Annotated in this window: 18 protein-coding genes and 2 pseudogenes; 16 read left to right on the forward strand and 4 right to left on the reverse strand. The window is 72.9% G+C overall.

Annotated features, from left to right (window positions below):
• Positions 1-4: 4 nt before the first annotated feature.
• The 6 genes and pseudogenes from WMF36_RS03885 to WMF36_RS03910 all read left to right on the forward strand — a co-directional run bounded on the left by WMF36_RS03885 (position 5) and on the right by WMF36_RS03910 (position 6,608).
• Positions 5-1,684, forward strand: coding sequence for an ATPase domain-containing protein (locus WMF36_RS03885; protein ID WP_437578246.1), 1,680 nt, complete (start codon positions 5-7; stop codon positions 1,682-1,684).
• Between the two features lie 20 nt (positions 1,685-1,704).
• Positions 1,705-2,775: pseudogene (locus tag WMF36_RS03890) on the forward strand (PAS domain-containing protein); the annotation flags it as partial.
• A 162-nt stretch (positions 2,776-2,937) separates the two neighbouring features.
• Positions 2,938-3,276 (forward strand): annotated as a pseudogene (locus WMF36_RS03895) (sensor histidine kinase); the annotation flags it as partial.
• 367 nt (positions 3,277-3,643) lie between these two features.
• Positions 3,644-4,171, forward strand: a complete 528-nt coding sequence (locus WMF36_RS03900) for a hypothetical protein (protein WP_437578247.1) — start codon at positions 3,644-3,646, stop codon at positions 4,169-4,171.
• Positions 4,172-4,365: 194 nt separating this feature from the next.
• Positions 4,366-5,097 (forward strand): CPBP family intramembrane glutamic endopeptidase, encoded by a 732-nt coding sequence (locus WMF36_RS03905; protein ID WP_437578248.1) that lies wholly within the window; start codon positions 4,366-4,368, stop codon positions 5,095-5,097.
• Positions 5,098-5,114: 17 nt separating this feature from the next.
• Positions 5,115-6,608 (forward strand): B12-binding domain-containing radical SAM protein, encoded by a 1,494-nt coding sequence (locus WMF36_RS03910; protein ID WP_437578249.1) that lies wholly within the window; start codon positions 5,115-5,117, stop codon positions 6,606-6,608.
• A gap of 99 nt (positions 6,609-6,707) precedes the next feature.
• Here the strand turns inward: WMF36_RS03910 and WMF36_RS03915 are convergent, their stop codons facing one another.
• The 3 genes from WMF36_RS03915 to WMF36_RS03925 are packed head-to-tail and all read right to left on the reverse strand — an operon-like array spanning position 6,708 to position 7,921.
• A complete protein-coding gene (locus tag WMF36_RS03915; protein WP_437578250.1) occupies positions 6,708-7,295 on the reverse strand; it encodes a hypothetical protein in 588 nt (195 codons plus the stop codon).
• A complete protein-coding gene (locus tag WMF36_RS03920; RefSeq protein WP_437578251.1) occupies positions 7,292-7,750 on the reverse strand; it encodes a hypothetical protein in 459 nt (152 codons plus the stop codon). Before WMF36_RS03920 ends, WMF36_RS03915 begins: the two co-directional genes overlap by 4 nt.
• Before the next feature lie 18 nt (positions 7,751-7,768).
• Entirely contained in the window at positions 7,769-7,921 is a 153-nt protein-coding gene (locus tag WMF36_RS03925; protein ID WP_437578253.1) for a hypothetical protein, read from the reverse strand.
• Between the two features lie 158 nt (positions 7,922-8,079).
• On the opposite strand from WMF36_RS03925, the gene WMF36_RS03930 reads away from it, so the two are divergent.
• Both WMF36_RS03930 and WMF36_RS03935 read left to right on the forward strand, forming a co-directional pair.
• Entirely contained in the window at positions 8,080-9,144 is a 1,065-nt protein-coding gene (locus tag WMF36_RS03930; protein WP_437578255.1) for an AraC family transcriptional regulator, read from the forward strand.
• A gap of 131 nt (positions 9,145-9,275) precedes the next feature.
• The gene (locus tag WMF36_RS03935; RefSeq protein ID WP_437578256.1) at positions 9,276-12,032 is read left to right on the forward strand and encodes a hypothetical protein; all 2,757 of its coding nucleotides are present in this window, start codon (positions 9,276-9,278) and stop codon (positions 12,030-12,032) included.
• Between the two features lie 83 nt (positions 12,033-12,115).
• On the opposite strand, the gene WMF36_RS03940 is transcribed toward WMF36_RS03935, so the two are convergent.
• Positions 12,116-14,173 carry a right-handed parallel beta-helix repeat-containing protein gene (locus WMF36_RS03940; RefSeq protein ID WP_437578257.1) on the reverse strand — a complete coding sequence of 686 codons (2,058 nt, stop codon included), beginning with the start codon at positions 14,171-14,173 and terminating at the stop codon, positions 12,116-12,118.
• A gap of 541 nt (positions 14,174-14,714) precedes the next feature.
• On the opposite strand from WMF36_RS03940, the gene WMF36_RS03945 reads away from it, so the two are divergent.
• From WMF36_RS03945 to WMF36_RS03980, 8 genes are all read left to right on the forward strand, one after another.
• Positions 14,715-15,293 (forward strand): hypothetical protein, encoded by a 579-nt coding sequence (locus WMF36_RS03945; RefSeq protein WP_437578258.1) that lies wholly within the window; start codon positions 14,715-14,717, stop codon positions 15,291-15,293.
• A 760-nt stretch (positions 15,294-16,053) separates the two neighbouring features.
• On the forward strand, positions 16,054-16,410 hold the full coding sequence (locus tag WMF36_RS03950) for a hypothetical protein (RefSeq protein ID WP_437578260.1): 357 nt from the start codon (positions 16,054-16,056) through the stop codon (positions 16,408-16,410).
• Between the two features lie 89 nt (positions 16,411-16,499).
• The gene (locus WMF36_RS03955; RefSeq protein ID WP_437578261.1) at positions 16,500-17,816 is read left to right on the forward strand and encodes a YcaO-like family protein; all 1,317 of its coding nucleotides are present in this window, start codon (positions 16,500-16,502) and stop codon (positions 17,814-17,816) included.
• On the forward strand, positions 17,794-18,534 hold the full coding sequence (locus tag WMF36_RS03960; protein WP_437578263.1) for a hypothetical protein: 741 nt from the start codon (positions 17,794-17,796) through the stop codon (positions 18,532-18,534). Before WMF36_RS03955 ends, WMF36_RS03960 begins: the two co-directional genes overlap by 23 nt.
• On the forward strand, positions 18,531-20,327 hold the full coding sequence (locus WMF36_RS03965; RefSeq protein WP_437578265.1) for a SagB family peptide dehydrogenase: 1,797 nt from the start codon (positions 18,531-18,533) through the stop codon (positions 20,325-20,327). The genes WMF36_RS03960 and WMF36_RS03965 overlap by 4 nt, the downstream gene beginning before the upstream one ends.
• Positions 20,314-21,093 carry a nitroreductase family protein gene (locus WMF36_RS03970; protein ID WP_437578266.1) on the forward strand — a complete coding sequence of 260 codons (780 nt, stop codon included), beginning with the start codon at positions 20,314-20,316 and terminating at the stop codon, positions 21,091-21,093. The genes WMF36_RS03965 and WMF36_RS03970 overlap by 14 nt, the downstream gene beginning before the upstream one ends.
• On the forward strand, positions 21,090-23,630 hold the full coding sequence (locus WMF36_RS03975; protein WP_437578267.1) for a lantibiotic dehydratase: 2,541 nt from the start codon (positions 21,090-21,092) through the stop codon (positions 23,628-23,630). The genes WMF36_RS03970 and WMF36_RS03975 overlap by 4 nt, the downstream gene beginning before the upstream one ends.
• Positions 23,627-26,233, forward strand: a complete 2,607-nt coding sequence (locus WMF36_RS03980) for a thiopeptide-type bacteriocin biosynthesis protein (RefSeq protein WP_437578268.1) — start codon at positions 23,627-23,629, stop codon at positions 26,231-26,233. The genes WMF36_RS03975 and WMF36_RS03980 overlap by 4 nt, the downstream gene beginning before the upstream one ends.
• The last annotated feature ends 28 nt before the right edge of the window (positions 26,234-26,261 follow it).

Consider the following 26,261-nt stretch of genomic DNA (forward strand, 5'->3'; position numbering starts at 1 on the left):
GAGAATGGGTCTGAAGCTCCTGTCGACCGGGATCCCGGGGCTCGACAAGGTATTCGGCGGCGGGCTCCCCGAGTACTCGTTCAACCTGATCGCCGGCCCGCCCGGCGCGGGCAAGACGACCCTGGCCCACCAGCTGACGTTCGCCAACGCCTCGGCCGAGCGACCTGCCATCTACTTCACCGTCCTGGGGGAGCCGTCCCTCAAGATGCTGCGCTACCAGCAGCAGATGGGGTTCTTCGACCCCGAGAAGGTGGGCACGGTGATCCGCTTCATCGACCTGAGCCCTGAGGTGCTCGCGGAGGACCTCGACGCGCTGCTGGACAGCATCGTGCAGCACGTCCAGCAGACGAACCCCGCCATCGTGGTGGTCGACTCCTTCCGCACGGTGACGCGCGCGTACGCCGGGGGCGACGTGGAGCTGCAGGGCTTCTTGCAGCGGCTCGCGCTCCACCTCACGAGCTGGCAGGTGACCTCCTTCCTCGTCGGCGAGTACTCGGACGGCGAGCTGAGCAACAACGCCGTCTTCACCATCGCGGACGGGATCTGCTGGCTCACGCAGAACAGGGAGCGGAACTCCATTGTCCGCAAGATCGAGGTGATGAAGATGAGGGGGCAGGCGACGATCCCCGGTCTCCACACCTTCCGCATCAGCGAGCAGGGGATCCACGTCTTCCCGCGGACGATGTCCCGGCTCCCGAGCGCGGAGGGGCTCCCCGAGCGGTGCCGCGTCACCATGGGTGTGCCCGGGCTCGACGAGATGCTGGGCGGCGGCCTGCTCACGGGCGACGCGACGCTCGTGGCGGGCCCGTCCGGCACGGGCAAGACGGCCATGAGCATCCAGTTCACCGGCGAGGGGGTCAGGCACGGAGAGCCAGGGGTTCTTGCCCTCTTCGAGGAGCACCCGGAAGAGTTCGTCACGCGGGCGGCGGAGATGGGGTTCGATTTCGAGGCCATGATGCAGCAGGATCGGCTGCGCGTGCTCTATTTCAGGCCGCTCGATCTCTCCGCCGACGAGATCCTCCACGAGGTGCAGCAGGCGGTGGCGCAGATCGGCGCCAGGCGGCTCGTGATCGACTCCCTGAACGGCCTCGAGCTGGCGCTGTCGGCCAGCTCTCGCGAGGACTTCCGGGAGTCGCTCTACCGCATGGTCGGGGCGGTGACGGGCGGAGGCGTGAGCGTCCTGCTCACGGTCGAGGTGACGGAGTCCTTCGACAGGATCAATTTCAGCCCGCACACCGTCTCTTTCATGGCGCACAACATCATCTTCCTGCGCTACGCCGAGATCGACGGCCAGCTTCGCAAGGTGCTCACCGTCGCCAAGATGCGGAGGAGCCAGCACAGCCCGTACCTGCACGCCTACGAGATCTCGTCCAAGGGGCTCAGGGTGGCCGAGCCGCTCACCGGCTACAGCGGCATCCTGACGGGGGTCCCGACCCAGCGGCGCCTCGATCCAGCGGGGTTGCCGGGGCTGACCGGCCGGGAGCGCGCCGTGCTCGACAGGGTCCTGGCGCTGGGCGAAGCGACGGCCGAGCGCCTGACCGAGGCGCTCGGGGTGGACCCTCCCGCGCTGTCACGCGCCCTGGCCCGTCTGGTCGACCTGAACTACCTTATCGCTGTCGACGAGGACGGGAGGGTGCTGTACCGGTCGGTCGTGCGCCCGCTCGGACAGACGGAGAGCGAATAATACGACAAGGGGGGAACTCGATGGGATACGCGCCGTGCAAGGGAGAGGGCATCCAGGTGTCCGATGCAGCGGGGAATCTCATCCGCCTGCACCAGCCCGCGATCGAGCGGTCTCCGCTTCCAGCGGTCCTGACCGTGACGGAAGAGCACCTCGTCCGTTATGCGAACCCCGCGTTCTTCAGGCTGTCTGCCCTCCGGTCGGGGGTCCCCGCCGGGGTTCGCTTTACCAGCCTCTTCCGGGGAGCGGAGGCGCTGGATGCGCTGCTGGACCGCGTGTTCCGGGACGGCGTCACCGACGTTGCGGCGAATGTCGCGTTCTCCTGCTGGGAAGGGAGAACCTTCCACGGCACCGCGATCGTGGCCCCGCTCCTCGATGACCATGGCCTCCTCGTGCAGATCCTCGACACCACGGGGCAGGTCACGGGGCGCGCTCGCGAGGTCCAGGCCGCCCGGGACCTGAAGGAGGCCAACGAGCGGCTCCTCGTCGCGGGGATCCGGGAGCAGGAGCTCGCGGATGAGGCGAGCCAGAGGGCGGCCGAGCTCAAGGCGCTCCTCACCGCGATGGTCGAGGGCGTGACGGTGTTCGGCGCCACCGGCGAGGTCGTCCTGGTGAACCCGGTCGGCCGCGCGATGCTCGGCTTCTCCAGCGAGAGCCCCACGCTGGACGACTACCGCCGCTGCGACTTCCGGCATCTCGACGGAGCGCCCCTCGATTTCGAGCAGGACGTGCTGTCCCGGATGTTGCGGGATGAGCCGTTCGCCGAGGAGGAGGTGCTCCTGCACGCGCCCGACGGCACGGTGCGGCACATCGTCCTGAGCGGCTCCGCCGTGCGCGACGCGCGGGGGCAGGTGGCGCTCGCGATGAACGTCTATCGGGATGTGACGCGGATCCGTGAGCTCGAGCAGGTCCGCGAGCAGTGCACGTCGTTCATCACCCACGACCTGCGGAGCCCGCTGACCGCGGCGATGTTCTCCGCCCAGGTCATCGAGATGGGCCGGGTGGGGCACGACCCGCAGCAGCTCGCCGGCCGGATCGTCCTGAGCCTGGGCCGCATGGACGAGATGATCCGCAATCTCCTGGACGTGCAGCGGCTCAATGCCGGCCACAGCCTCTCAATGGCGCTCGGCGAGTGCGATCTCGCCGCGATCGCCCGCGCGGCCGCCGACGACCTTGCGGCCTTCCACGATCAGTGCGTCGTCGTCCAGGGAGAGCGGTGCGCCCGGGGGGTCTGGAGCGAGGGGGGGCTGCGCCGCGCGATCTGGAACCTGGCGAGCAACGCGCTCAAGTACGGAGCGCCCGGCGCGCCGGTCGTCGTCACCATCAAGAAGTCTTCGGAGCGCGCCGCCGTGGTTGTGCACAACGAGGGCCCGCCGATCCCGGCCAACGAACAGGCCCGCCTGTTTGTGCCGTTCTTCCGGACCAGGGCGTCGAAGGCGGGCGGGCCGCAGGGGTGGGGGCTCGGCCTCGCGTTCGTGCGCGGGTGCGCCGAGGCGCACGGAGGAAGGGTGACGCTGGAGAGCGACGCCGAGCGCGGGACCACGTTCACCCTGGAGCTGCCCCTCGATTCGAGGCCGTACCAGGACCCGGGCTGAAAAGGCGCGCCGCTGCGCCTCGCGCCGCCCGCGCGGAGGAAGCGGGCAATGCGGCCCCCGGCGAGGAGGCGAAGAGGCCTCGGGCAGGAGCGGTGTCCACGGGCGCTCGTCGGATTCGGGCCAGCGAGAGCTCGCGCTCGCGCACGAGCGGCTCGGCGACGCCGCGCTCCAGCGCGCGTGATGGGTGATGACCGAGACGAACGCTGCAATCGCTGAACATCGCGACAGGGCGGCTCGCTGCGCTGGGTGCTCGCACTGCAATTTTCACGCAGGGACGCCATGCCGGGCTGAATCACGTCTCGGTGCCGGCGCTCGGCGCGGGAATTCAGCATTGCGAGCGCGAGGCGAGGTGTGATATGTGTCGCCTATGAAGGTTGGGGGAATTCTTTTCAACACCATTGCCCTGGTCCTCGCCTGCGGGTGCGCCTCGTCGTCGCCGCTGTCGCCGTCGCTGCCGGAGAGCGCGGGGGATGGCAGGCGCGCGCCGGGGGACGGCGTGCCGTCGGCGGGCGCGCCGGCGCCGGCCGGGGGCGCCGCGGCGGCGAGCGCTGCGGGTCCCCGGGGGCGCATCTATCCCGCCGAGGAGCTGCGCCGGGTGGCCCGGGTCGCGTCCGCGCGCTGCAAGAAGGCGAATGTGCCCTCGGACTCGGCGTGCCTCCTCGCGGAGGCCACGCCGTTCCTGAAATACAGGCCCGAGGACCCGGATTGCCGTTACGTGTCGGGGACCGCGCTGTCGGTCGCCGAGTGCTCCGACTTCGCCGAGGGCTGCCAGAGCGTGGATCCCAAGGATCTCGACCACCAGCTCACGGCCCTGCAGAACGCCGGCAAGGATTGCAGTCGCGAGCCGACCGAGGTCGAACGGGCCGAGGTGCTGAAGCTCGCGGGCTCGCCGTAAGACCCTGTCTCGCCGAGCGCGCCGGCCGCGTCAGCCCCCCCCGGCCAGGACCACCAGGGTGAAGGTGTCATAGCCGCTCGACGGTTGTGCCGTGTCGGCTCAATCCGCGCGGCCTCCGCGCACGGCGCTCGCCGGCCGAAAGCATCCCGCGCCGCCGAGCGCCGCCTGGCACATCCGCTGCTCAGCGAGCCGGCATGGCCACCGACGCTCCGGCAACCGTCGCTCCCGAGGTGCGCGAGCGCAGCCTCGAGCCCTCCTGTAGGGCCCCTGCGCGAAAGCTCCGCCGCGAGATCACCTCCTTCATCGCCCTCGCCGCCGCGCTCCTCCTCATGGCGCGGGTGGTCCAGCGAACGGTGACTCCTGGGCTGCCCCCCGCCCTGCACATGGCCTATTCTTGGGGGCTTCTGCTGGTCCTCCTCATCCCCGTGGCGTGGTACGTGCGCCGCCAGTCGCTGCCGCTCTCGCGGATGGGCGTGACCACGGCCGGCCTGCGCCGCAGCGTGACGGAGTCGCTGATCGTCGCGCTCGGCCTGGCCGCCGCCTGCGCCGCGCTGCGGTTCGGCGCGTGGAGCCGCGGCGAGCCCCTGATCACCTGGGGATCGATCGCCGGTTACGACGCGACCTGGCGCGCGCTCTTCCTGGTCCTCTACGCGCCCCACTGCCTGCTCCAGGAGTTCGTGGCGCGCGGCGTGATCCAGACCTCCCTGGAGCGCTTCCTGCCCCGGTCGGGCCGGGCCGCCCCTCTCGCGCTCACCTCGGCGTTCTTCGGCGTCTACCATCTGCACGTCTCGCTCGGCTTCGCCTTTCTCACCTTCGCCATCGGCCTTCTCTTCGGCGCGCTCTATGCGCGGCACCGCACCCTCTTCGGGGTGACCCTCGCGCACGCCGCTCTGGGCCTCGCGAGCGTCGCTGTCGGCCTGAACTGAACCAGGAGCTCCCCTCGATGCGCATCGCGATCATCTCGACCTACACGCACCCGAGCCGCCTGCACCGCAAGGAGCGCTCGATCATGCAATCCACCGTGCCCGAGCTCCTCGCCGCCCTGTGCCCGCCGGACGCCGAGATCGAGCTCTACAACGAGAAGGAATCGGACGTCCCCCTCGACCGCGATTGGGACCTCGTGTTCTTCTCCTACCTGCACGCCTATTACGAGCACACCAAGGTGCTCTCCACGCTGTTCCGGCGGCGGGGCATGACCACCGTGGCCGGCGGCCGGCACGCGAGCCATTTCCGCGCGGACGCGCTGGAGCATTTCGATGCGGTGGTGGCGGGCGACCCGGAGGCGAACGTCCCGGCGCTCATCGCGGACTTTCAGCGGCGCGAGCTCCAGCCCGTCTACGCGCTCCCCCCGGTGCCCCCGGAGCAGATCCCCACGTACCGTTACGATCTGGTCGATTACCGCACCAACCTCGTGCGGATGCCGGGCATCGAGGCGTCGCGCGGCTGCCCCTTCTCCTGCAACTTCTGCGTGCTGACCGGGCACGAGCAGTACCGTTATCGCCCCGTCGACCACGTGATCCGGGACATCCGCGATCGGATGATCTTCAACCAGCGCGTCCCGGGGCTGATCAAGGATACGTTCGCCTTCGTCGACAACAACCTGGGAGGCTCGCCCCGTTACCTGCGGGAGCTCTGCGAGGCGCTGATGCCCCTCAAGAAGATCTGGGGCTGCGCGCTCACCTTCAACGTGCTGCGCGACCCGGAGCTGGTCCGCCTCCTGGGGCGCGCGGGGTGCCGCTACGTCTACACCGGGCTGGAGTCGCTGAACCCCGAGTCGATCAGCGCGATGAACAAGGACCAGAACAAGCTGAGCGAGGTCCGCGAGGTCATGCAGCGGGCCTTCGCGAGCGGGATCGTGCTCTCCTTCGGGCTCCTCGTCGGCGCGGACGGGGATACCAACGAGTACTTCGAGCGGCTGCCCGAGTACCTCCACGAGCTCGGGGATCATTGCCCGACGTTCCTGGGGATCGTCTGCCCGTACCCGGAGACACCCTTCTTCGCGCAGGTGGCGGCCGAGGGCCGGCTCCTGCCCGGGGTGACCAGCCGGGACCTCGACGGGTACACCCTCTGCCACCGGCCGACCCGGCTGCACCCCTCCGAGGCGATCGAGCATTTTCAGCGCCTGAGCCGCGCGCTGGGGAGCCTGCGGAACGTGGGCCGCCACGTCTGGAACCGGCTGATGGCGAGCGATCTGCCTCGTTACAAGGCGAGCGTTCTGATGTCGGCGCCCGAGGTGATCAGCCTGCGCGGGCCGCTCGTCAACCGCTCGCGCAGCTACATCGCCGGGCGCGACCCCATCGAGGCCTGGGACGAGGCGAGGATGCGGGAGCTCGGCCTCGAGCCGCAGCGCCTCGACGCCTCGTCCTGCCGGGCGGATCCGCGCGGCCTCGCCCGGATCCGGTCCCGGCGGGCGGGCCGCTCCGCGGCGGTCGCGTGAGGCGAGGCGGCGACCGGCAACCCGACCCGGGTTGAGCCGTCGACCCGGGTTGAGCCCCCAGCTCCCCCTCGCTCGGCCTGGGATGGGCTCGCCTGCAGACTACGCGCTCGATCGGCGCGAGCGCTTCCCGAGCGCGCGCTGCTTCGCCTTCAGGTACGACGCCTCGTCGACCGCCTCGTCGTGCGCGAAGCGGACCAGCGCGGGCACGACGGCGGCCTCCCACGCCTCCGCGAGGCGGAGCGCGAGGAAGTCGCTGAAGAGCGCGTCGAGCGTCGCCTCGAGCGCCTCGACCAGGCGCATCCGCTCGTAGAGCACCTCGTGGACCTCGTCGTCCTTCTTCGTGAGCTCCACCGGGATCGACAGGTTCGCGAGAGCGAGCGTGTCCCCCTTGAAGAGCCACGCATACTCGCGCTCGCCGGACACCAGTCGTAAACGCGCCTCGCGCGGGAGCTTGCCCTGGCGCAGCGCCTCCTTCGCCTCGGGCGCCGCGCCCGGCGTCGCGGTCTTGAGCACGCTCTCGTCCTTCTCGAAGGCGAGCGTGAGGCGCGCCTCAAGCCAGAGCGCGCACGCAGGCTCGCCCGTCGGAGCGAGGTTCGTCTCGAAGAGCATGCTCTCGAACCAGAGCCAGAGCAGAAACTCGCGCCCGATGAAGCGATTGCGCTCGATGCGCTCGACGAGATCCGTCACTCCGCACCTCCGGGCCGCGCGAGCGACGTCGGCTCGAGCGCCTCCCAGAGCTTCTGCGCGCGCGCGTCCAGCTGGCGCCGTTCCGCCGCGGTGCCGGGGCTCTCCGGGACCAGCTTGAGGCGGAACGTCTTCTCGAAGAGATCCTGGAGGAGGAGGTGGACGCGCGGCGACTGGCTGAAGAAGCGGGCCATGCCAGTCCCCGTGTTCCACACAAGGTCGGTGCTCCTCGTGGCCGGGATGAGCTGCCGCCGGAGCTTCTTCAGAACGAAGAGCTTGAGATCGGCGCGCGCCTTCTTGCCGAGCCGCTCCAGTCCCTTTCTCTCGAGCAGCGCCGCCTCCGCGTCCCGGAGGTGGGCCTGCAGCAGCGGCTTGGGCACGGCCCAGCGGTCGACGCGCAGGCCGAGGCAGACGTACTCGTTGAAGAAGACCTTCTCGCGGTCGAGCTCCACATCCATCGGGTCCTCGATCGAGCACTACCCGTGGCGCTCGTTCTCGTCTTCCTCCGGGACGAGCGGCTGCGAGGCGGCGGCGCGGATGCGCTTCATCGACGTGCCGGCGAGATTATCGGGAAGATCGCCGAGCACGAAGAACCGGGAGAAGGTGAGCTTGCCGCGGAGAGCACCCAAAGTCGCGTCTGCTTAGAGGCGAGGCCCGCGCGACGCAAGAGATTCTGAAACCCCCCGCGCCGCGCGGCCACGCTCTCTATCGTGGAGCAATGAGCTCGCTGGAGCCCTCTGGCGCCGATACCTTGGCGAGAGGTCACCCGATCAGCGAAGATGGAGGGATGGTGCTCGACACGGATCCAAAGGGCTCTGGAGCGCGATCCGATCGCGCCCGCGGGCTCGAAAGGGTCACCGGCCCTATCGCCGGCGTGGTCGCCGGGTTCGTTGCCTTCGGGATGTCGCGCGGGCTTCCGGCCGGCGAGATCTTCGCGACCGCGGGGCTCCGGCCCGAAGAGCTGGCCGACCCCGACCGGCATGTGCCGGCCACCGCGATGCTGGCGCTGTGGAAGATGTACATCGAGCGATTGAACGAGCCCGAGCTCCCGCTCACGCTGGCTGCCAGCTTCGAAGCCGCGCGCTTCGGCGTCGTCGGCGAGCTGATGAAGAGCTCGGGGTCGGTGCGCGAGGCCCTCGCCCAGCAGGTGCGCTATGGGCGGCTCACCGCGCCTCATCTGCGGCTCACGATGGAGGAGACGGGGGGCGAGACAAAGGTGGTGCAGCGACATCACCCCGCGGTCGAGGACATCGGCGGCCCGATCGAGTTCATGCTCGCGCTGCTCTTCAAGGAGGTCTCGCGTCTGGCCGGGGCGCGGATCGAGGTGCGCGAGGTGGCCTTCAAGCACCGCGCGCGCGGCCCGGTGGAGCCGTACGAGGCTTTCTTCGGGGCGCCCGTGCGCTTCTCCGCCGACGCGACGGCGCTGACGTTGCCGGCCACGGAGCTCGATCGCGCGACGACGGCGCCCGCGCCCGAGGTGGCGCGGTACCTCGAAGCGCACGCCGCTCGCATGCTGGAGGCGCTGCCGTCCGACGAGGCTCCGATCGTGCAGCGCGTGCGCGACCTGCTCGCCCGCGAGATGCCGAAGAGCCCTGTGGATCAGATCCGCGCCGCGCGCCTCCTGGCGATGAGCTCGCGCACGCTGCAGCGCCGCCTGATGGAGGCCGGCACCACCTTCAACGACCTGCTCGACGACCTGCGCCGGGTGAACGCGCTCGGGCTGCTGCGCTCGCGCGACACCACGATCACCGATGTGGCCTTCCTGCTCGGGTACTCCGATGTCCCGGCGTTTTACCGCGCGTTCAAGCGCTGGACGGGCAAGACGCCGCAGGCGTTCCGCGCCGCGACGTGACGGGCTCCTGCGCCGTTCTGGCGGCTCGGGCCAATTGGATGGCGGCTCGGGCCACGGTACCGGGGCGGCCCTCTCCCTAGGCTCGACTCATCGCGCTGCACGGAGCGGCGCGGCGGAGGACTCCCCGAGCCATGAAACGAATCGCCCCCCTCGCCCTGTTCGCCACCGCCCTGTCGCTCGCCGCCTGTCAGGCCGTCGACGCGGGCCTCGACACGGACACCGACGCCGACAGCGAGCTCGACCCGCCGGTCGCGGAGGCGGCGCAGGCGCTCCAGACGGTCACGCCGTTCTCCGTGATCATCGCCTCCGACCCCCAGTTCTGGTGGAGCAAATACAACTTCACGGGAGCCATCGACGACGCCTGTCCAGGGAGCCCCTACGACGACTCGGGCCTCACCGACGACGACCAGGAAGAGCTCGGCTACGAGACCAACCGGAACCAGGTGAAGGCGATGAACGCGCTCGCGGCCGACGACGCCTCGTTCGGCTACCGCGCGCCAAAGCAGGTCATCGTCAACGGCGATCTGACGGAGTTCGCCCGGACCAAGCAGTGGAACGCGTACGAGGACGAGTATCCGGGCAAGCTCGTCGTCCCCGTGTTCCCCGGCCTCGGGAACCACGACTACGGCCACAACGTGCACGGCGACTGCTGGGCGAGCGTCGGGGACTACGACTGGTATTCGGAGTATTCCAACTGGTGCGGCAACAACTCGCGGCGCAAGATCGAGTCGTGGGTGGACGATCACAGGGAGGATCTCGAGTCATTCGACCCCGGCAGCGTGGCCTACTCCTGGGTGAAGAACGGGATTCGCTTCGTCCAGCTCCACCACTACGCCGCTTACGAGGAGCCCGACTTCCGGATCGCGAAATCGACGCCGTGGCTCCGGAGCCAGCTCGCGGACGCGGTCGCGCACGGGCAGCGCGTCGTCCTCAACATGCACGAGTTCGGCAACAAGCACGGCGACCCGGGGGCGGAGGAGGATCAAGAGCTGATCGACGCCATCACCGGCTTCGAATACAATGTGGTTGGCATCTTCGCCGGGCACGTCCACGAGACCGCCGGCCATCGCGGGGACGTCACCCTCCACGGCGTCAAGATCCCGTGGTACCGCTCCGGCTCGGCGACGTGGAACTTCTTCCTGCTCGTGCAGTTCGAGCAAGACCGCATGATCGTGACCGTCGTGGACAGCGGGACCGGCTCCCCGATCGCGATCCCGTTCGACGCGGACTTCCGGAACCCTTACGTCGAGAGCTGCGGCCCCGTCGCGGCTCACGTGACCGCGCCGCACCAGAGCTTCTATCCGAAACACCCCTGCATCGCCGGCCTGCAACCCGACGCGCCGCTGGTGGGCGGCGAATGCAAAGGGACCTGTTCCTGCGAGGGGGTGCCGGCCCACCGCATCACCACGGCGGAATTGGCGGGCGGCTCCGAGGCGGACGACCAGCTCGGAAGCGCGGTCGCGACCGGCGATTTCAATGGAGACGGCAAGGCCGACCTCGCCATCGGCGCCCCGTACGAGGACATCGACGGCCACGACGACGCCGGCGCCGTGAACGTCGTCTACGGCTCGATCTACGGCCTGGCGCGGCCGAACAACCAGATGTGGGACCAGGGCTCGGACGGCGTGCCCGGCAGCGTTGAAGGGGACGACCGCTTCGGCTACGCGCTCGCGGCCGGCGACTTCAACGGCGATGGATTCGACGATCTCGCCATCGGCGCGCCGGGCGAGGACGTGGACGGATACAACGACGCGGGCGCGGTCTTCGCCCTCCACGGATCGGCATCGGGGCTGCGCGCCACTGGCACCTTCTCCGCCCAGGGATGGGACCAGAACGCGCCGAACGTCGCCGGCGGCTGCGAGAGCCAGGATGGCTTCGGTTGGTCGATGGCGGCCGGCGACTTCAATGGAGACGGCAACGACGATCTCGCCATCGGCGTGCCGCACGAGGACCTCGCGGGCGGCGACGACGGCGGCATGGTCCACGTGTTTCGCGGCACCAGCAGCGGTCTGTCGGCGGCGGGCGATCCGGGGTTCGATCAGGACAGCGCGAATGTCGCGGGCAGCGTCGAGATCAACGACCGCTTCGGGTGGTCTCTGGCCGCCGGGGACTTCAATGGAGACGGCAAGGCCGATCTCGCCATCGGCGTGCCGCACGAGGACCTCGCGGGCGGCGACGACGGCGGCACGATTCACGTGTTCCGCGGCACCACATCGGGCCTCTCACCCGTCCTGGATCCGGGCTTCAATCAGGACAGCTCGGGTGTCGCGGGCAGCGTCGAGACCAACGATCGATTCGGCTGGTCGCTGGCGGCCGGCGACTTCAACAGCGACGGCAAAGACGATCTCGCGGTCGGCGCGCCGCACGACGACATTGGCAGTCACGACGACGCCGGCATCGTCCACGTCTTCACCGGCAGCCTCTTCGGCCTCGTGACCTCCGGCGACCCCGGCTTCAATCAGGACAGCACGTCGGTGGCCGGCGTGGTCGAGACCAACGACCGATTCGGCTGGTCGCTGGCGGCCGGCGACTTCAACGGCGACGGCAAGGACGACCTCGCCGTCGGCACCCCGTTCGAGGACCTCGCAGGCGGCGACGACGGCGGCACGGTCCACCTCTTCCGCGGCACGGCGGCCGGCCTCTCCGCGCAGTACGACCCCGGCTTCACGCAGGACTCGAGCTTCGTCGAGGGCGCCGTCCAGGCGGACGATCGGTTCGGGTACGCGCTGGCGGCCGGCGACTTCAACGGCGACGGCAAGGCCGACCTCGCGATCGGCGTCCCCCGCGAGGACCTGGGATATGGCGGCGGCGACGACGCCGGTGTGGTCAACGTGCTCTACAGCGCCGCGACCTCGACTCCCGGCCAGATCTGGTCTCAGGGCTGGTAGCGCGGCCGGAGCGAGCCGCCTCGTGCGCACCCACCACCGTCACCATCCAGAGATCCCACGGGCGTAGCGGACGAGCGGAAGTCTCAGCCCTCGCTTTCGGGCAGAGGCGGCGGGGGCGGCAGCGCGCGGGGGGGCTCGATGCGCGTCGGCTCCGCCCTGCAGTCGATGGTGCGGCCCTCGCAGCCACAGACGTTTCCGCCCAGATCCTCGTAGACCGCCGGGGAGCGCTCATCGACGTACCTCACGATGTCGAGCGGCTCGCACGTGAAGGTCGTCGACGCGATCTGCACCGTCGCGCCGAAGTTGTAGATGCCGGCCGCGGCGCTCCGCTCGATCACGCTGTCCCGGACGAGGACGTTCGCCTGACCGGTCTCGTTGTTGTAGGCGATGATGCCGCAGCCGTTCGTGCCGTCGAGCGCGCGCCCCAGGGTGTCCGCGATCGTCGTCGACTCGACGGTCGCGTCCGAGTCGCTGAGGAAGAGGCCGCCGTCGCTGTTCCGCTCGATCAGGACGTTGTGCAGGCGCGCGCTCCCGCGCTCGCCGAGGTCGGGCAGCGACTGGACATTGACCCCTCGGCCGAGATCCTGGTTCGACGGCAGCGGCCTCGTGTCGCGCACAACGGTCGAGTCCAGGGCCGCGTCGGCCCCGAAGACGGCGATCCCGGTCCCGTAACTGCCTTCCACCGCGCTGCCGCGCACCCGGACGTTCGCGCGTTGCTGATCGTGCGCGATCTCGATCCCCACGCCGTAGTCCGGCGCGCCGGGCACGAGGTCCCGCACGAGGAGGCCATCGATCTCGACGTCGGAGCCGTTGACGACGACCCCCCTCTCGCGGCTCCGCTCGACGAGGACGTGCCGGAGCGCCACGCGGGAGGGGCGCCCGTCGATGCGGCTCGGCTCGGCGTAGAGGCCCATGCCCTGGCCCGGATCGCCCTCGGCCGGCCCCGAGCCCGTGTCGCGCACGACCGTCGCCTCGATGGTCGCCTCCACGCCGATCATCGCGATGGCGGCGGTGTGGTTCCGCTCCAGGACGCTGCCCCGGACCGTGAGGGTCCCCGGATCGACGTCCGGGATGTGAGTCGCCGTGAGCCCAGCGCCCGGCATGTCCTCCGCGAGCCAGGCGACGTCGCGGACGACGCTGTCCTCGACCACGCCGTCCGCCCCGGAGAACCTGATCCCGAGCCCCCTGACGCGCTCGATCACGACGGATCGCGCCGTCACGCTCGCGCGGCGCTCATACGACTCGACCTGCACCGCCATCGCATGGCCGTTGAACGGGTGCCCCGGGTCCCCGGTGGCGAGATCGATGTCGCGCAGGACCGTGCCCTCCAGCGTCACGGCGGCGTCCGCCACGACCATGCCCGCGCCCGTGGTGTGCTCCACGAGCGCCCCGCGCACGGTCAGGCTCGTCGCAGTCGCCTCGCCTGAGGCGAGGAGGCCGACGTCGCTCGTGTCGTGGATCCAGACCCGCTCGACCACGACATCGAGCGCGTTCCTCACGCCGAGGCCGATGCCCTGTCCGCGGACAGCGAGGTCGTGGATCTCCGTGGCGCTCGCGCCCCTGTCTACCTGGACGGCGATCCCCCCCGCGGTCGGCCCGACGATCTCGACGAGCGCGGGGCACCGGCCCCAGAGCCGCACGGGCCGCCTCGAGATCAGCAGCTCCTCGACGTAGCTGCCCTCCGCGATCGCGACCAGGGCGCCCTCGGCCGCGTGGTCGACCGCGTCCTGGATCGTCGACCACGGCCTGGCCTCCGTGCCGTCGCTGTCCGTCCCGGCGTAGGCCGCGTCGACGAACTCGGTCGTCTCGTCGATCGGCGCGCCGCCCCACCGGCCCGCGCCGCACGGAGCGACCTCACGCCACGCCGCCTCGCCGGGGACGGCCATCTGACCTGGCGGGCCCGCCTCCTCCGGCAGGACGGGCACGCAGCCCTGCGCTCCGTCGGGCGCGAAGCCGTTCCCGCACCGCCCGGGCGGGACCCCCGCCGGCTCGCAGCCCGCGCCGGTCTCCAGCGCGCCCGGCGGGCACGGGAACGTGGGCGCGGCGCCCGTCGCTGCGCCGCCGTCCGGGTCAGGGGGCTGCGCGCACGCCGCGAGCAGGGTGATCTGCAGGAGAGAGAGGGCGAGCCGCTCTTTGCGCATGGTGTTTCGGTGCCTCGTGGGAACGATACGATACTTTATCGGCATCGCGACGAGCCCGCGCGCCCTCGTTCGAGCAGCAGGTCGACAAGCCGTAGACGCCATCACGATCCGCGGGTGGGCTTCTCCAGAGATGTCGCGGCCCGCTTTCGGGGGGTCGCGTCGGTCCCGAGCCCTTCACGCGCCCCCTCGCACGCCGCGAGCCACGCGAACCGGTCGTTTCGGGTGCACGCCATGACGCTCGTCCCGACACCACGTTCTGCGCAATTGGGCGAGGTTTCGCTCAACAGCTGCGCGAGGCTCTGCGCAACGACGCCCGTCCGCCAGGGCGACGCGCCTGGCGCCCGCCTGAACTCGGGCCCTTCCGACGCGATGTCGGGGCGGGACCGGGCCCGACGGCGACGGTACGCGCCTTGCTCATGTCGGCGGCGCGGGCCTCGAAGCCTCGATACCCGCGCCAAGCCTTGGAACTCTAATTCCACCAGGCGCGACCGTGCTGCCGACGCGAAGCCGGCTCGTGCACGGTCGCGCCACGAGGTTCATCATGAAGATCACATCGACGCTGTCGCTTGTTTCGCTGCTCGGAACGACCCTGTTGATGGCCGCCGGCTGCATGGCTTCGTCGGTCGACAGCGCGACCGACGCCGACTCCGAGACGGATGAGGAAGTCGGAGAGGCGGCCGACGCCATCACGAATGGATGGACGGCCGAGACGTCCGACGGCTGGGCGCCCGTCGCATGCGACAGCGGCAACGCCATGAGCGCGTTCCGTTGCCGAGGCTCCGACTGTGACAATATCAGGGGCTATTGCTCTTCCCTCGGGACCTACAACACGTCCACGTACTGGACCTCCTACTTCTCCGAGGAAGGCACCGGCACGCGGACGTGCGGCTACGGGGATTTCGTCACGGGGCTCGCGTGCACCGGCTCCTACTGCGACAACGTGTCGCTCCAATGCTCCCATCTCAACGGGAAGACCTGGGGCAATTGCTACTGGAGCGGATTCATCTCCGAGGAGAACGGTGGGACGATTTCTTTTCCGCCGGGCTACTACATCGCAGGCGCGGAGTGCGACGGAGATCACTGCGACAACATGGCATTCTATTACTGCCAGGCCAGCTGAGCGCCGGCGCTCCTCTGCGCCTGGCCGCTCGGCGCGGCGGATCTCCGCGGTCGCCGCGTAGCCGTCGCGCGCAGGCATGTGGCCGTCCATCAGCGCCGCAGCGTAGAACGGCACGCGCGGGAGCTCCCGCGCGGTCGGCTCGCCGCGGAGCCTGAAGCGCTGCTGAAGCGAATCCGCTGAACCGCCGGCGCTCCATGGATGGATCGCGAGCGGCGGAGCGGTGGTATCGCAGGACGGCGCCAGGCCGAGCTCCGCCTCGGCTCCCCCCCCACCACGACACATCCCGCTCCATGGCGACCTGGCTCGCCCGCGACCACAACGCGTCCTGGTCCATCGCGACCCGGGCGGTGGTGCGGCCTTTTGAGCTCGGGTGCAGCGCGCTCGGAGGCATGCGCGCGCATGTTGGGCAAACCGTCGCTCAACATGCGCGAGGATCTGCGCATCGCGGGCCGGTCCTCTGGATGCCGCCCGCGCCCTGGCCGGCGATCCGCCGGTCCCGGGCCGCGATCGTGAGCTCGGGCCCCGCGGCACGCGCGTTGCTTAGCCCCAAGGACAGCGGGCCGCGAGCTTCGGGGCTGGAGCGGCGCCGGAAGGCACGCTCGCTGTCCGGCTCGACGATCACGGGGTGTCACAGGCGACATGTCGCCCTGGACCTCAAGGACTCTTCGGAGCGAATCCGAGAGGGCGCGCGCGGTCGTTCTCGAATCATCGGGAGCGACCGCGCCCGCCGATACGTAGTCACCGTCTGAAGGAGATTGTCATGTTGAATATCCAGAATACCGAGTCGATGTTCGAGATGCAGACGACCGCCGGCGCGTCCGACGTCGTCGACACGAAGGCCGGCGTGCAGCGTCTCGAGCTCACCCTCAAGAAGATCAGCGAGAAGAGCAACGAGACGCTGCAGTGCGTGCCGCTGAGCTCCGCCTGCACGAGCGGGTGCTTCTCCTCGGTCAGCTCGATCAACGCCGCGTCGAGCTCGGCCTTCGACAGCCTCGACGAGGGGCAGCTCGAGAGCGTCATTCGCATGCACGACAAGGCGCTCGACGTCATGGGCCAGGACGCCCTCGTCTCGGCCGCGATCGCCAAGGGCGTCGAGCTCGGCGCCGACAAGAAGTGAATCCGTAGGCGCACCCCGGGCGGCCCGGACGCGCGTCGCGCGTTCGGGCCGCCCGGGGCGCCGCCCGCCCCGTTCAAGGAGTCGCCACCATGTCGGAGATCTCGCTCATCGAGCGCCTCGCGCCGCTCATCGACGAGCGCTGCGGGATCGTCCGCCGCGTCCGCCGGTTCATTTTTCCCCCCGGCTTCGAGGGGCAGATGCACGGCTTCACCGCGTTCCTCGGCAGGCCCGCGGCGCTCCACCCGGGCCCGTCCCGCGTGGGCTCGAAGCTCGGATCGCTCACCGGCTCCGGCACGGCCGTCGACGAGACCACGGCCCAGATCCGGGCCGTCTGCGAGGCCCTCGAGCGCTACTGCGGCGTCATGTACCCGACCGAGGGGGTGCTGCGCGCGACGCCGCGCTCGCTCGGCGATCGCGCGCTCGACCCCGCGCGGCTGCCGCGCTGCTCTGCGCGCGAGCGGGCCCGCGCGCCCTCGACCTTCCGCCTGCGCGAGCCCGATCCGGATCGCGACGAGCTCTGGGTGCGCGGCTTCTCGCTCACCCACGAGCGCCCGATCTGGGTGCCGCTCACGGCGACGTACATGGGGCTGCCGCTGCCGATCCGCGAGCACGCGCTCTTCCCGCTCTCGACGGGGTTCGCGGCGGGCGCGAGCTTCCGGCAGGCGATCCTCTCCGGCCTGTGCGAGGTGATCGAGCGCGACAGCCTCGCGCTGTTCTGGCTGCACCAGCTCCGGATGCCGCGCATCGCGCCCGGGAGCGCGCGGAGCCCGCTCGTCGCGGAGCTCCTCCGCAGCGCCGAGGCCGCGGGCACGGAGACGACGCTCCTCGATCTCACGACCGACGTCGGCGTCCCCGTGATCGGCGCCGTGCAGACGTGTGCGCTCAGCGCGCCGCACGCGATCACGATGGCGGCCTGCCGCCCCGACGGCGAGGCCTCGGCGGCGCGCGTGCTCGAAGAGGTGGGGAGCCTGCGGGTGGCGCTGACCGAGCCCGCTCCGCCCGTCACCCGGGCGTCGTTCTTCACCGACGCCGATCAGACACCCGAGTCGTTCGGGCGCCTCTACGCGGGACCCGACGGGCCGGCGCGGTTCGAGTTCGCCACGCGCGAGGCGCCGGTCGCGACCGCCTTCCCCCGGCCGATCGAGGGCGACGACCCGCTCGCGGCGATCGTCGCGCGGCTCGCCGCGCTCGGCATGGAGGTGGTCGCCGTCGACGTGACGATGCCCGAGGTCCGCGACTTCGGGATCGTCGTCGTGAAGGTGATCGTGCCCGAGCTCCTGCCCATCAGCTTCACCCACCACGCGCGGTACCTCGCGCACCCCCGCCTGTACGACGCGCCGCAGAGGCTCGGGTACGGCGCTCGCACAGAGGAGTCGATCACCGATGATCCGATCCCGTTCGCCTGAGGAGACCCCGGCCTCGGAGCGCGCCGCCGGCGCGCCCGCGGTGCACGTCATCCGTGACGGAAAGCTCGGCGCCCGCTGCGCGGAGCTCCTGACCGGCGCGGGGGCGCGGGTCACGACGTCGGCGCTGGGCACGGGCGTGCCGGAAGCGCCGCCCGACGCGGTGATCGTCCTCGCGACCGATCGCCCGCGGCCCGCGGCGGCGCTCGCGCTCGACGAGGCGGCGTTCGCGGCGCGGGTCGCCTGGACGTCGGGCACGTGGCTCGCGCACGAGCTCCGGATCGGGCCGTCGATCGTCCCCGGCCGCACGCCGTGCTTCGCCTGCTTCTCGCGGCGCGTGCGCTCGGTCGCGCTGGACCTCGAGGCGCACGACGCCCTCGAGGCGCTCGGGGCTTCGGGCGACCTTCGCCCCTGGTTCCAGGGCGAGCTCGCGGCCGTCACCGAGCAGGCCGCGGCGCTGCTCGCCGCGGAGGCGCTCGCGCTCTTCAAGGCGCGCGGCGCGCCGGAGCCTCCCCGCGCCGGAGCGGCGCGCATGGGGCGCTTCTGGGAGTGTGACGTCACGTCGGGCGGGCTCCGCGCGCGGCGCTTCGCCAGGGTCGGGCTGTGCGGGCGGTGCGCCGCCGGCGAGCACGCGGCGGGGCGCGGGGCGTCGCTCGCGGGCTACTTCGCCGAGCACCCGCTCGCGCTCGCCGGAGCGTCCGGCGTGGGAGGTGAGCGATGAGCCCGTCCGAGGATGCCTACGAGGCCCGCGATCTCAGCCGCTTCGCCGAGCTTTACTGGGAGTTTCGCTGCCCGGAGCGCCCGCGCTTCGTCGAGGATCTCCTCCGCGCGGCGCTCCCGGGCGGAGATCTCTACGTCATCGGCGGCGAGGCGCAGATCATCCAGGGAGCGTCGCTCCCGTGGGTGATGGAGAACCTCGTGCCGCTGCTCGACGGGACGCGCACAGTCGGCGACGTCGAGGCCGCGTTTCCGGGCATCGCCGCCTCCGACCTGCGGGACGCGATCCACCTGATGCACATGCACGGCATGCTCGAGGAGGGCGAGGGCGCCGCGGCCGAGGAGCCGCGCCGGGCGCAGCGCGCCTTCTTCAGCAGGTACCTCCGCCGGACCGGGCGCAACCGCAGCCGGGGGGAAGCGCAGCGGGCGCTCGAAGGCGCGCGCGTGCGCGCGCTGGGGGACGAGGACGAGCCGCTCGCGGGGATGCTCGTGACGATGCTCCGCGAGGCGGGCGTCGCCGACGTTCGGCTCGCCGCGAGCGCCGGGGAGCTCGCGCGGGGCGAGGTCGATCTGGCCGTGGTGATCGGCGACCAGGAAGCGCTCGAGGCGGCGGCGCGCGCGTGCATCGCGGCGCGCGTCCCGATGCTCGCCGCGAACCCCGGCACGTGGATGATCGGGCCGCTCACGATCCCCGGGGCGTCCGCGTGCCCGGCGTGCGTCCGGCTCCAGATCGCCGCCGCCGCGGCGGATCCAGCGCTCGAGGACGCCGCGCAGCGCGCGCTCTGGGGGCGCGCGCTCGCGAGCCGGGTCGCGCAGCACGTGATCTTGCACGCGAGCGGGCTCCTCGCGGTGGCCCCGCTGGAGCACGTCGAGGTGTGGCGGCCCGGCGCCGGCGAGACGGCGCTCCACCCCTTCATGACCAGGCTGCCCAGCTGCCCGGTCTGCGGCGGCGACGCGCCGCCGCGGACGGCGACGCTCCCGTCCGGCCACGCGGAGAGCCTCGCGCGGATGTTCCACAACACGACGGTCGTCCAGCCGTGGCACATCGGCCAGCACGCGGGGATGCAGGCGCACATCAGCCCGGAGGTGCGCAAGCTGCAGAGCGCGCCGGCCGCGCCGTCGCCGCGGCGGCCTCCGGAGGGCGCCGGCACGCAGGTCGCCACGCCGCTCGGCGCGGCGTTCGGCGCGCCCGCGGGGGTCGCGCTGTCGCGCCGGCGCGACGCGACGGGGACGCTCGACGCGGGAGCGCTCGGCGCGCTGCTCGAGCTGAGCTTCGGCGGGCGCGTCGAGCGCCGCGCCGAGGGCGAGGCCCACGTGCGTCGCGCTACCGCGTCGGCCGGGAACCTCGGCTCGGCGGAGGCGTACGTCGCGGTGGCGCGGGTCCCCGGGATCGCGGCGGGCGTCCACCGGTTCGAGCTCGCCGCGCGAGAGCTCACGCCGCTCCGCGGCGGCGTGGCCGCGGGCGCCCTCGGGCGCGCCGCGCTCGCGGGCGGGAGCGCCGAGCACGCCGCGGCCGTGGAGTCCGCGGGCGCCGTGATCGTCGTCGTCGGCTCGGTCGCGCGGGCGTGCTCCAAGTACTACGCGCGCGGGTACACCTACGCGCTGCTCGACGCCGGGCTGATGGCCCACCGCGTGGAGCTCCTCGCCCAGGAGCTCGGCCTCGCGGCGACGACGGTCTGGGCGTTCGACGACGAGGTCGTCGCCCGCGTGGTCGGCGTCGACGGCATCGATCTCGCACCGCATCTCCTCATCGCGCTCAGGGGCGCAGCCACGGAGGCCCGCGATGTCTCTCGCTGATCACAGGATCTCGTCCACGATCGCCGCGGCGACCCAGCCCCTGCGGGGGGTCGCCGAGCTCGCCCTCGCGAGCCGCTACCCCGAGACGCGGCCGTCGCCGGAGCCGGCGCTGCCCGCGCCGTCGCCGCTGCCCGGGGACGCGGAGCGCGCCCTCTCGCTGCCCGCGCCGCGCGCGCTCGAGTCGGTCCAGCGCTCGCTCGCGTCGGTCATCGCCGCGCGGCGGAGCGGAAGGCTCTCGACGGGAGCCCTCGACGCGGCGACGCTCGGGACGCTGCTCGCGGCCGCCGCGGCGCGGCCGGCGGGGCTCGCGGACGCCACGCTCGATCCGCTGCTGTTTCCGGTGGTCTTCGACGTCGACGGTGTCCCGCCCGGCGCGCACCGGTACGACCGCGGCGAGCATCGCCTGGCGCCGATCGGTCCGGCGCCGCGCGCGCGGATGGCCGAGACCGCCATCCTGCAGCACGAGCACGCCACGGGCGCGGCGGTGCTGTTCCTTGTGGTCCCGATCGGGCGGTGGCTCATGGCGTTCGGCGATCGCGGCTACCGGGGCGCGGCGTTCGCGGCGGGGTGGCTCACCGACCGCCTTTACCTCGTCGCGGAGGCGCTCGGGCTCACCTACACGGCGACCGGTGGCTTCGCCCCCGCGGTCGTCGACGAGGTCCTCGGGCTCGACGGCCGCGATCATACGGCGTTCTTCGCGTTCGCGGTCGGAGGGCACCGCCACCCGACGTCCCGAGAGGCGCCTCGCGGAGGGCAGCTGCGATGAGCCGCGGGCTCCAGATCGCGCCGTGGGGTGCGCTGCGCGTCGCGGGGATGCCGGCCGACGCGCTCGTCGGGCTCCGCCTCCGCGAGAGCCCCGCGGTCGAGCGCGAGCTCGCCGCGGCCGAGATCGAGCTCGCGGCCGCGCGGGCGGAGGCGGCGGCGACCCTGTTCGACGTCGTGCACCGGTGCGAGGACGAGGCGCTGCGCCGCGCGGCCCTCGAGGCGAAGCGGCGGCTGTTCAACGGAAAAGCCGTGGCGGCCGGCGCGCTCGACGGCGCGAGGACCGCGCCGCCGGAAGGGGCGCGCGCCGCGCTCGCGCTCGTCGGCGCGCGCGCGGCCCGGTGCGCCGCGCTGGAGGAGCGCTACGAGGCGACGTTCGCCGCGGAGTGGATCGCCGCGTCGGAGCGCTTCCGGCAGACGCTCGGGAGCTCGCGCCTGCTCGGGGGGATCCTGCTCTCGAGCGCCGACCACTTCACCACGGCGCAGAAGCTCGCGGAGATCCCGGGCGGCGCGCCGCTCACCTCGGCGCAGCAGATCCGTGAGGCCACGATCGCGCGCTATGTCTTCCGCGCGACGGCGCGGACGACGCCGTTCGCGGGCTTCGCGGGCGTCGCGCTGCTCGACCTTTCCGCGTCGCCCACAGGCGCCGGCGACGCGCCGCACGCGGCCGGGGAGACGCGGTGGCGCAGCCTCCCGCAGCTCGCGCTCGCGCGCGCCGGGGAGCTCGTCGCGCGCGCGATGTCTTCTCATCCGGCGGCACACGCCCACGCGCGCGCGCGCCTGCCGCTCCGGATGAACCCGCTCCGGCGCTTCGCGGCCGGCGCCGCGCCGTCGGTCGTGTTCTCGCGCGCCGGGTCGGGCGAGCTGATGTCGCTCGGGTGGACCCCCGCCGTCGCCCGCCTCGTCGAGGGCGCCGAGGGGCGCACGCTCGAGGACGCCGCCCGGGCGCTCGCGTCGGACGACGCCGACGAGCGGGCGTGCCGCGACGTCCTCGAGCAGCTCATCGAGGCGGGCATGCTCGAGCCGGCGAGCGTCCCGATGGGGCCGACCCCCGCGGCGCTGTGCGCCGCAGCGGACGCCCTGGGCGAGATCGGGTGCGCGGGCGCTCCGGACGAGCTCCGCTCGGTCGCGCGGCGCCTCGAGGGCTACGCGACCGCCGACGTCGAGGTGCGCGCGCGCCTCGCCGCCGAGCTCGGCCGCGGCCGCGGGCGCTCGTCCGTGCTCGAGGACGTCATGGTGGACGGCGCCTTCGGCGCGGAGCTCCCCGTCCCACGCGGGGCGCTCGCCGCGGCGCTCGAGCCGGTCGTGCGCTTCGTGCGCGCGAGCGCCTGCGGGGCCGCGCACCGCCGCCTCTGCGCCGCCTTCGTCGAGCGGTTCGGTCGTGACGGCGTGTGCGACGACGTCGGCGGCTTCGTGACCGAGATCCTCGAGGACCCGCGGCGCGTCGCGCGCATCCGCGGCGCGTCCGAGCCGATCGGCTGGATCGACGCCGAGCTCGGCCGCGTCGCCGCCGCGGCGACGGGCGACGTCGTGCGCCTCGATCCAGGGCTCTTCGAGGGGCTCGCCGCCCCGGACGCGCCGTCGTCGATGGCGCTCTTCCTCCAGATCGAGCCTCCGCGCCCGCGCGACGGCGGCGAGCCGCGCGTCGTGCTCAACGGCGCGCAGGCCGGGCGCGCGAAGTACCTGTCGCGCTACCTCGCGGACGCCGCGGGGCGCGCCCCCGAGGCCCTCGAGGCGATCCGCCGCCGCCTGGCGCACGAGGACGGTCCGCTCCCCGTCGAGCTCTCGCCCACGCTCGGCCTCAACTTCCAGGTGCACCCGCGCCTCACGGCGTGGGCGCTCGAGCTCCCGTGGGAGCCGGGCGCGCCCGGCGACAAGGTCCTGCCGCTCCGCGATCTCTCCCTCCGCTTCGACGCGGCGGCGGTCGAGCTCCGGCTCCGCTCGCGGCGCCTCGGCCGCGAGATCGAGCCGATCCACCTCGGCTTCCTGCGGGACGCCGCGCTCCCCGATCCGCACTTCCTGCTCCGCGCGCTCTCGCCGCGGCTCCGCGACGACACGGTCACGGAGCGGGCGGACCTCTACAACGTGCTCGATCGCCTCGACCTCGCCCGGGGCGCCGCGCTCGCCCCGCGGCGCCCGCGCCTCACGGTCGGTCGCGTCGTGGTGGAGCGCGCGCGGTGGGCGATCCCGGTGAGCGCGGTCCCGCGCAAGGAGCCGAAGCAGCCGTACGCGTCGTACTTCCGCGCGGTCGCGCGCCTGCGGCGCGAGCGCGAGATCCCGAGCCGGGGGTTCGCCCGGTACGTCGGGCAGGACGCGGCCGGCTGCGGCTTCACGGAGACGAACATGTACGTCGACTGGGAGAGCCCGTTCACGCTGAGCGGGCTGGCTCGCCTGCTCGGCGGTCCCGGCGACGGGAGGAGCGGGTACCTCGTCTTCACCGAGCTCCTGCCGGAGCCCGAGGCGTCGTGGCTCTGCCTCGACGGGAGGCCGCACGCGGCGGAGCTGCTCGTCGAGATCGACGGCGAGAGGAGCGCGCAATGAGCTGGATCTACCGGAAATTGTTCCACAATCTGGGTCCCGAGGGCGAGGGGACGGACGCGCTCCTCCTCGGCCTGATCGAACCGCTCGTGTCCGGGCTGGAGAGGAGCGGCGCGATCGATCGCTTCTTCTTTCTCCGGTACGCCGAGGGAGGGGACCACCTGCGGCTGCGCGTGCGCGTGGCGCCCGGGCGCGACCCCGAAGGCGTGGCGGCGCGCGTGGACGCCGCCGCGGCGTGCTGCGCCGCCGTGTCGCGCACGGAGGCCGCCGCGTACGAGCCGGAGCTCGAGAAGCACGGAGGACCCGTGGGGATGGAGATCGCGGAGCGGCAGTTCTTCGCGTCGAGCAGGTTCGCGCTCGGCTGCATCCGCAAGACGGCGGGGCGACCGCGGGCGCGCGCCCTCGTCGCGGCGTGCGCGCTCGACGCGTTGCTCGCGCGCGCGGGCGTCGCGGGCGACGCGCGGCGGTCGTTCCTCGCGGGGTACGCGCGGCACTGGCGCACGTTCGCCCGCGCGATCTCGGGCGTGGAGCTCGTCTGCGCGGCGCCGGACGCCGAGTCGGTCGCGCTGGTGCGCGCGCTCGTGGGGGGAGAGGGGCTCGCCGCGCTCGGCGAGCTCGTCGACGGCGAGCGCGCGCTCCTGGCCGCGTTCGACGCGGATCTGCCCGAGCTCGCCGAGGCGTCGCGGCGCGGAGCGCTCGGCGCGCCGCTCGCGACCGTCGTGACCAACCTCGCCCACACGTTCCACAACCGCCTCGGGCTCACGCTCGCCTTCGAGGTGTGGGTGGCCGACGCGCTCGCCGAGGCAGGCGCCCCGCACGAACCGCCGCGGGCTCGCCCGCCGAGCGTCTCGCCGGGCGAGGCGTGGCGGCGCCTCGCCCGCGCGGCCGAGCAGCGCCGGCCCGTCACCGCGCTCCTCGACCCCGGCGAAGGCGCCGCGCTCGACGCGCTCCGCGACGCCGCCCGCCGCGACGGCCTCCGGCTCATCGCGCCCGCCGCGCCCGGCGGCGGGATGTCCGCGCCGTTCGCGCTGCTGCGCGCCCTCGCGGACGCCCACCCGGCGGGCAGCGCGCTCCTCGCCGCCCTCGGCCGCATCGAGGCCGCGCACGACGCGCCGGAGTGCCCGCTGCCGCCCGACCCGTCGTCCGTGGCCGAGGCGCTCCGCGCCTTCCTCGCGGAGCACACGCTCGAGCCCACGGTGCTCGTCCTCCGCGACGTCGACGGCGCCGACGCCGACACGCAGCACGCCGTCGCGTTCCTCGCGCGCGCCCTGGAGGCGGAGCCGCTCTCCCTCGTCCTCGCCGCGAGCGGGCGCCCGAGCCCCGGGTGGGCCGCGATCGTGGCCGAGATCGAGGACGGGCCGGGGCTCCTCCGCGTCGCGACCGCGCCCGCGCCCGAAGGCGAAGCGGCCGCCCCCGCGGCGACGCCGGGGCCCGCGACGGTCGCGCGGGGCGAAGCGTTCTGCCGCGCCGGCGCGCTGCACGAGGCCGCCGCGATCCTCGGCGACGCCCTCGCGTCGCCCGGCCTCTCGCCCGCGGCGCGGGCCGACCCGCTCGTGGCGCTCGCGAGGACGATGCTCCGCATGTCGCGCCCCGCCCTCGCGCGGCAGGCGGCGGAGGCGGCGCTCCGCCTCGGCCTCCCGGAGCGCCGCCGCGCGCTCGCGCGGCGCGTCCGGATGGCCGCGCTCCACAACCTGGGCGAGACCGCCGCGCTCGACGCGCTCCGGGACGAGGTCGCCCGGGACGCCCTGTCCGGCGCGTCCGCCGCGGAGCGCTGCTGGGCGGAGCTCGACGCCGCGCTCGCGTGCGCCACCGACGAGCGCCGCGCCGAGCACGAGGCGCGGCTCGACGCCCTGCTCGCCGCGCCGCGCGGCGACGCGCCGCCGCAGTGCCTCGCCGCCGCGCACGCGTGGCGCGGCGCCGCGCACGCGGCCCGCGGCGAGCTCGATCGCGGCCTCGCGCACCAGCGCCGGGCGCTCGCCTTCGCCGAGGAGCTCGCCGATTTCCGCCGCGCCCTCATGGTGCGCGTGCGCCTCGCGAGCAGCGTCGCGGCCGCGGGTGAGCTCGCCGAGGCGGCGGCGCTCTTCGAGATCGCGGCCTGCCATGCGGCGTGGATCGGCCTCTTCGATCTCGCGTCGCTCGCCGCGCAGAGCGCGATCTCGCTCGGCCTCGCGCGCCGCGACGCCGCCCCGGTCCGCGCGTGGCTCGACGACGCGCGGCCCGCGCGCGCCCGCGTGTGGCGCTCGCCCTACGGCGAGCTCGCCGTGCTCTACGCGCGCGCCGAGTCGGCCCTCGCGCGGGGGGAGGCCGGGGCGGCGGGGGCGCACCTCGATCGCCTGCGCGCGCGCCTCGCCGCGCTCGGGCGCGCCGCCCCGCCGAGCGCGCCGCTGCTCGCGCTCGCCGCGGCGCACCTCGAGGCCGACGTCGCCGCCTCCGCGGGGGACGACGCCGGCAGGGCGGCCGCGCTCGGGCGCGCCGCCGAGCTCACCGCGGGCGTGCCGCCGGAGGAGCGACGGCTCGTCGCGGCCCTCGCCCGCGCGCGGCGCGACGCGGGTCGCGGCGACGGCCGCCGCGACCGGCCGGTGGCCCTCGGTTTGCAAAGCACCTGAACGAACTCGAGTCGCGCCCGCCGCGGGC

This window comes from Sorangium sp. So ce887 (assembly GCF_051521455.1).
Lineage (GTDB): Bacteria > Myxococcota_A > Polyangia > Polyangiales > Polyangiaceae > Sorangium.

Coding starts and splice junctions, on each gene's coding strand:
- WMF36_RS03885 (WP_437578246.1), top strand. CDS start 5: ATGGGTCTGAAGCTCCTGTCGACCGGGATCCCGGGGCTCGACAAGGTA.
- WMF36_RS03900 (WP_437578247.1), top strand. CDS start 3,644: ATGAAGGTTGGGGGAATTCTTTTCAACACCATTGCCCTGGTCCTCGCC.
- WMF36_RS03905 (WP_437578248.1), top strand. CDS start 4,366: ATGGCCACCGACGCTCCGGCAACCGTCGCTCCCGAGGTGCGCGAGCGC.
- WMF36_RS03910 (WP_437578249.1), top strand. CDS start 5,115: ATGCGCATCGCGATCATCTCGACCTACACGCACCCGAGCCGCCTGCAC.
- WMF36_RS03920 (WP_437578251.1), bottom strand. CDS start 7,750: ATGGATGTGGAGCTCGACCGCGAGAAGGTCTTCTTCAACGAGTACGTC.
- WMF36_RS03930 (WP_437578255.1), top strand. CDS start 8,080: ATGGTGCTCGACACGGATCCAAAGGGCTCTGGAGCGCGATCCGATCGC.
- WMF36_RS03935 (WP_437578256.1), top strand. CDS start 9,276: ATGAAACGAATCGCCCCCCTCGCCCTGTTCGCCACCGCCCTGTCGCTC.
- WMF36_RS03940 (WP_437578257.1), bottom strand. CDS start 14,173: ATGCGCAAAGAGCGGCTCGCCCTCTCTCTCCTGCAGATCACCCTGCTC.
- WMF36_RS03945 (WP_437578258.1), top strand. CDS start 14,715: ATGAAGATCACATCGACGCTGTCGCTTGTTTCGCTGCTCGGAACGACC.
- WMF36_RS03950 (WP_437578260.1), top strand. CDS start 16,054: ATGTTGAATATCCAGAATACCGAGTCGATGTTCGAGATGCAGACGACC.
- WMF36_RS03955 (WP_437578261.1), top strand. CDS start 16,500: ATGTCGGAGATCTCGCTCATCGAGCGCCTCGCGCCGCTCATCGACGAG.
- WMF36_RS03960 (WP_437578263.1), top strand. CDS start 17,794: ATGATCCGATCCCGTTCGCCTGAGGAGACCCCGGCCTCGGAGCGCGCC.
- WMF36_RS03965 (WP_437578265.1), top strand. CDS start 18,531: ATGAGCCCGTCCGAGGATGCCTACGAGGCCCGCGATCTCAGCCGCTTC.
- WMF36_RS03970 (WP_437578266.1), top strand. CDS start 20,314: ATGTCTCTCGCTGATCACAGGATCTCGTCCACGATCGCCGCGGCGACC.
- WMF36_RS03975 (WP_437578267.1), top strand. CDS start 21,090: ATGAGCCGCGGGCTCCAGATCGCGCCGTGGGGTGCGCTGCGCGTCGCG.
- WMF36_RS03980 (WP_437578268.1), top strand. CDS start 23,627: ATGAGCTGGATCTACCGGAAATTGTTCCACAATCTGGGTCCCGAGGGC.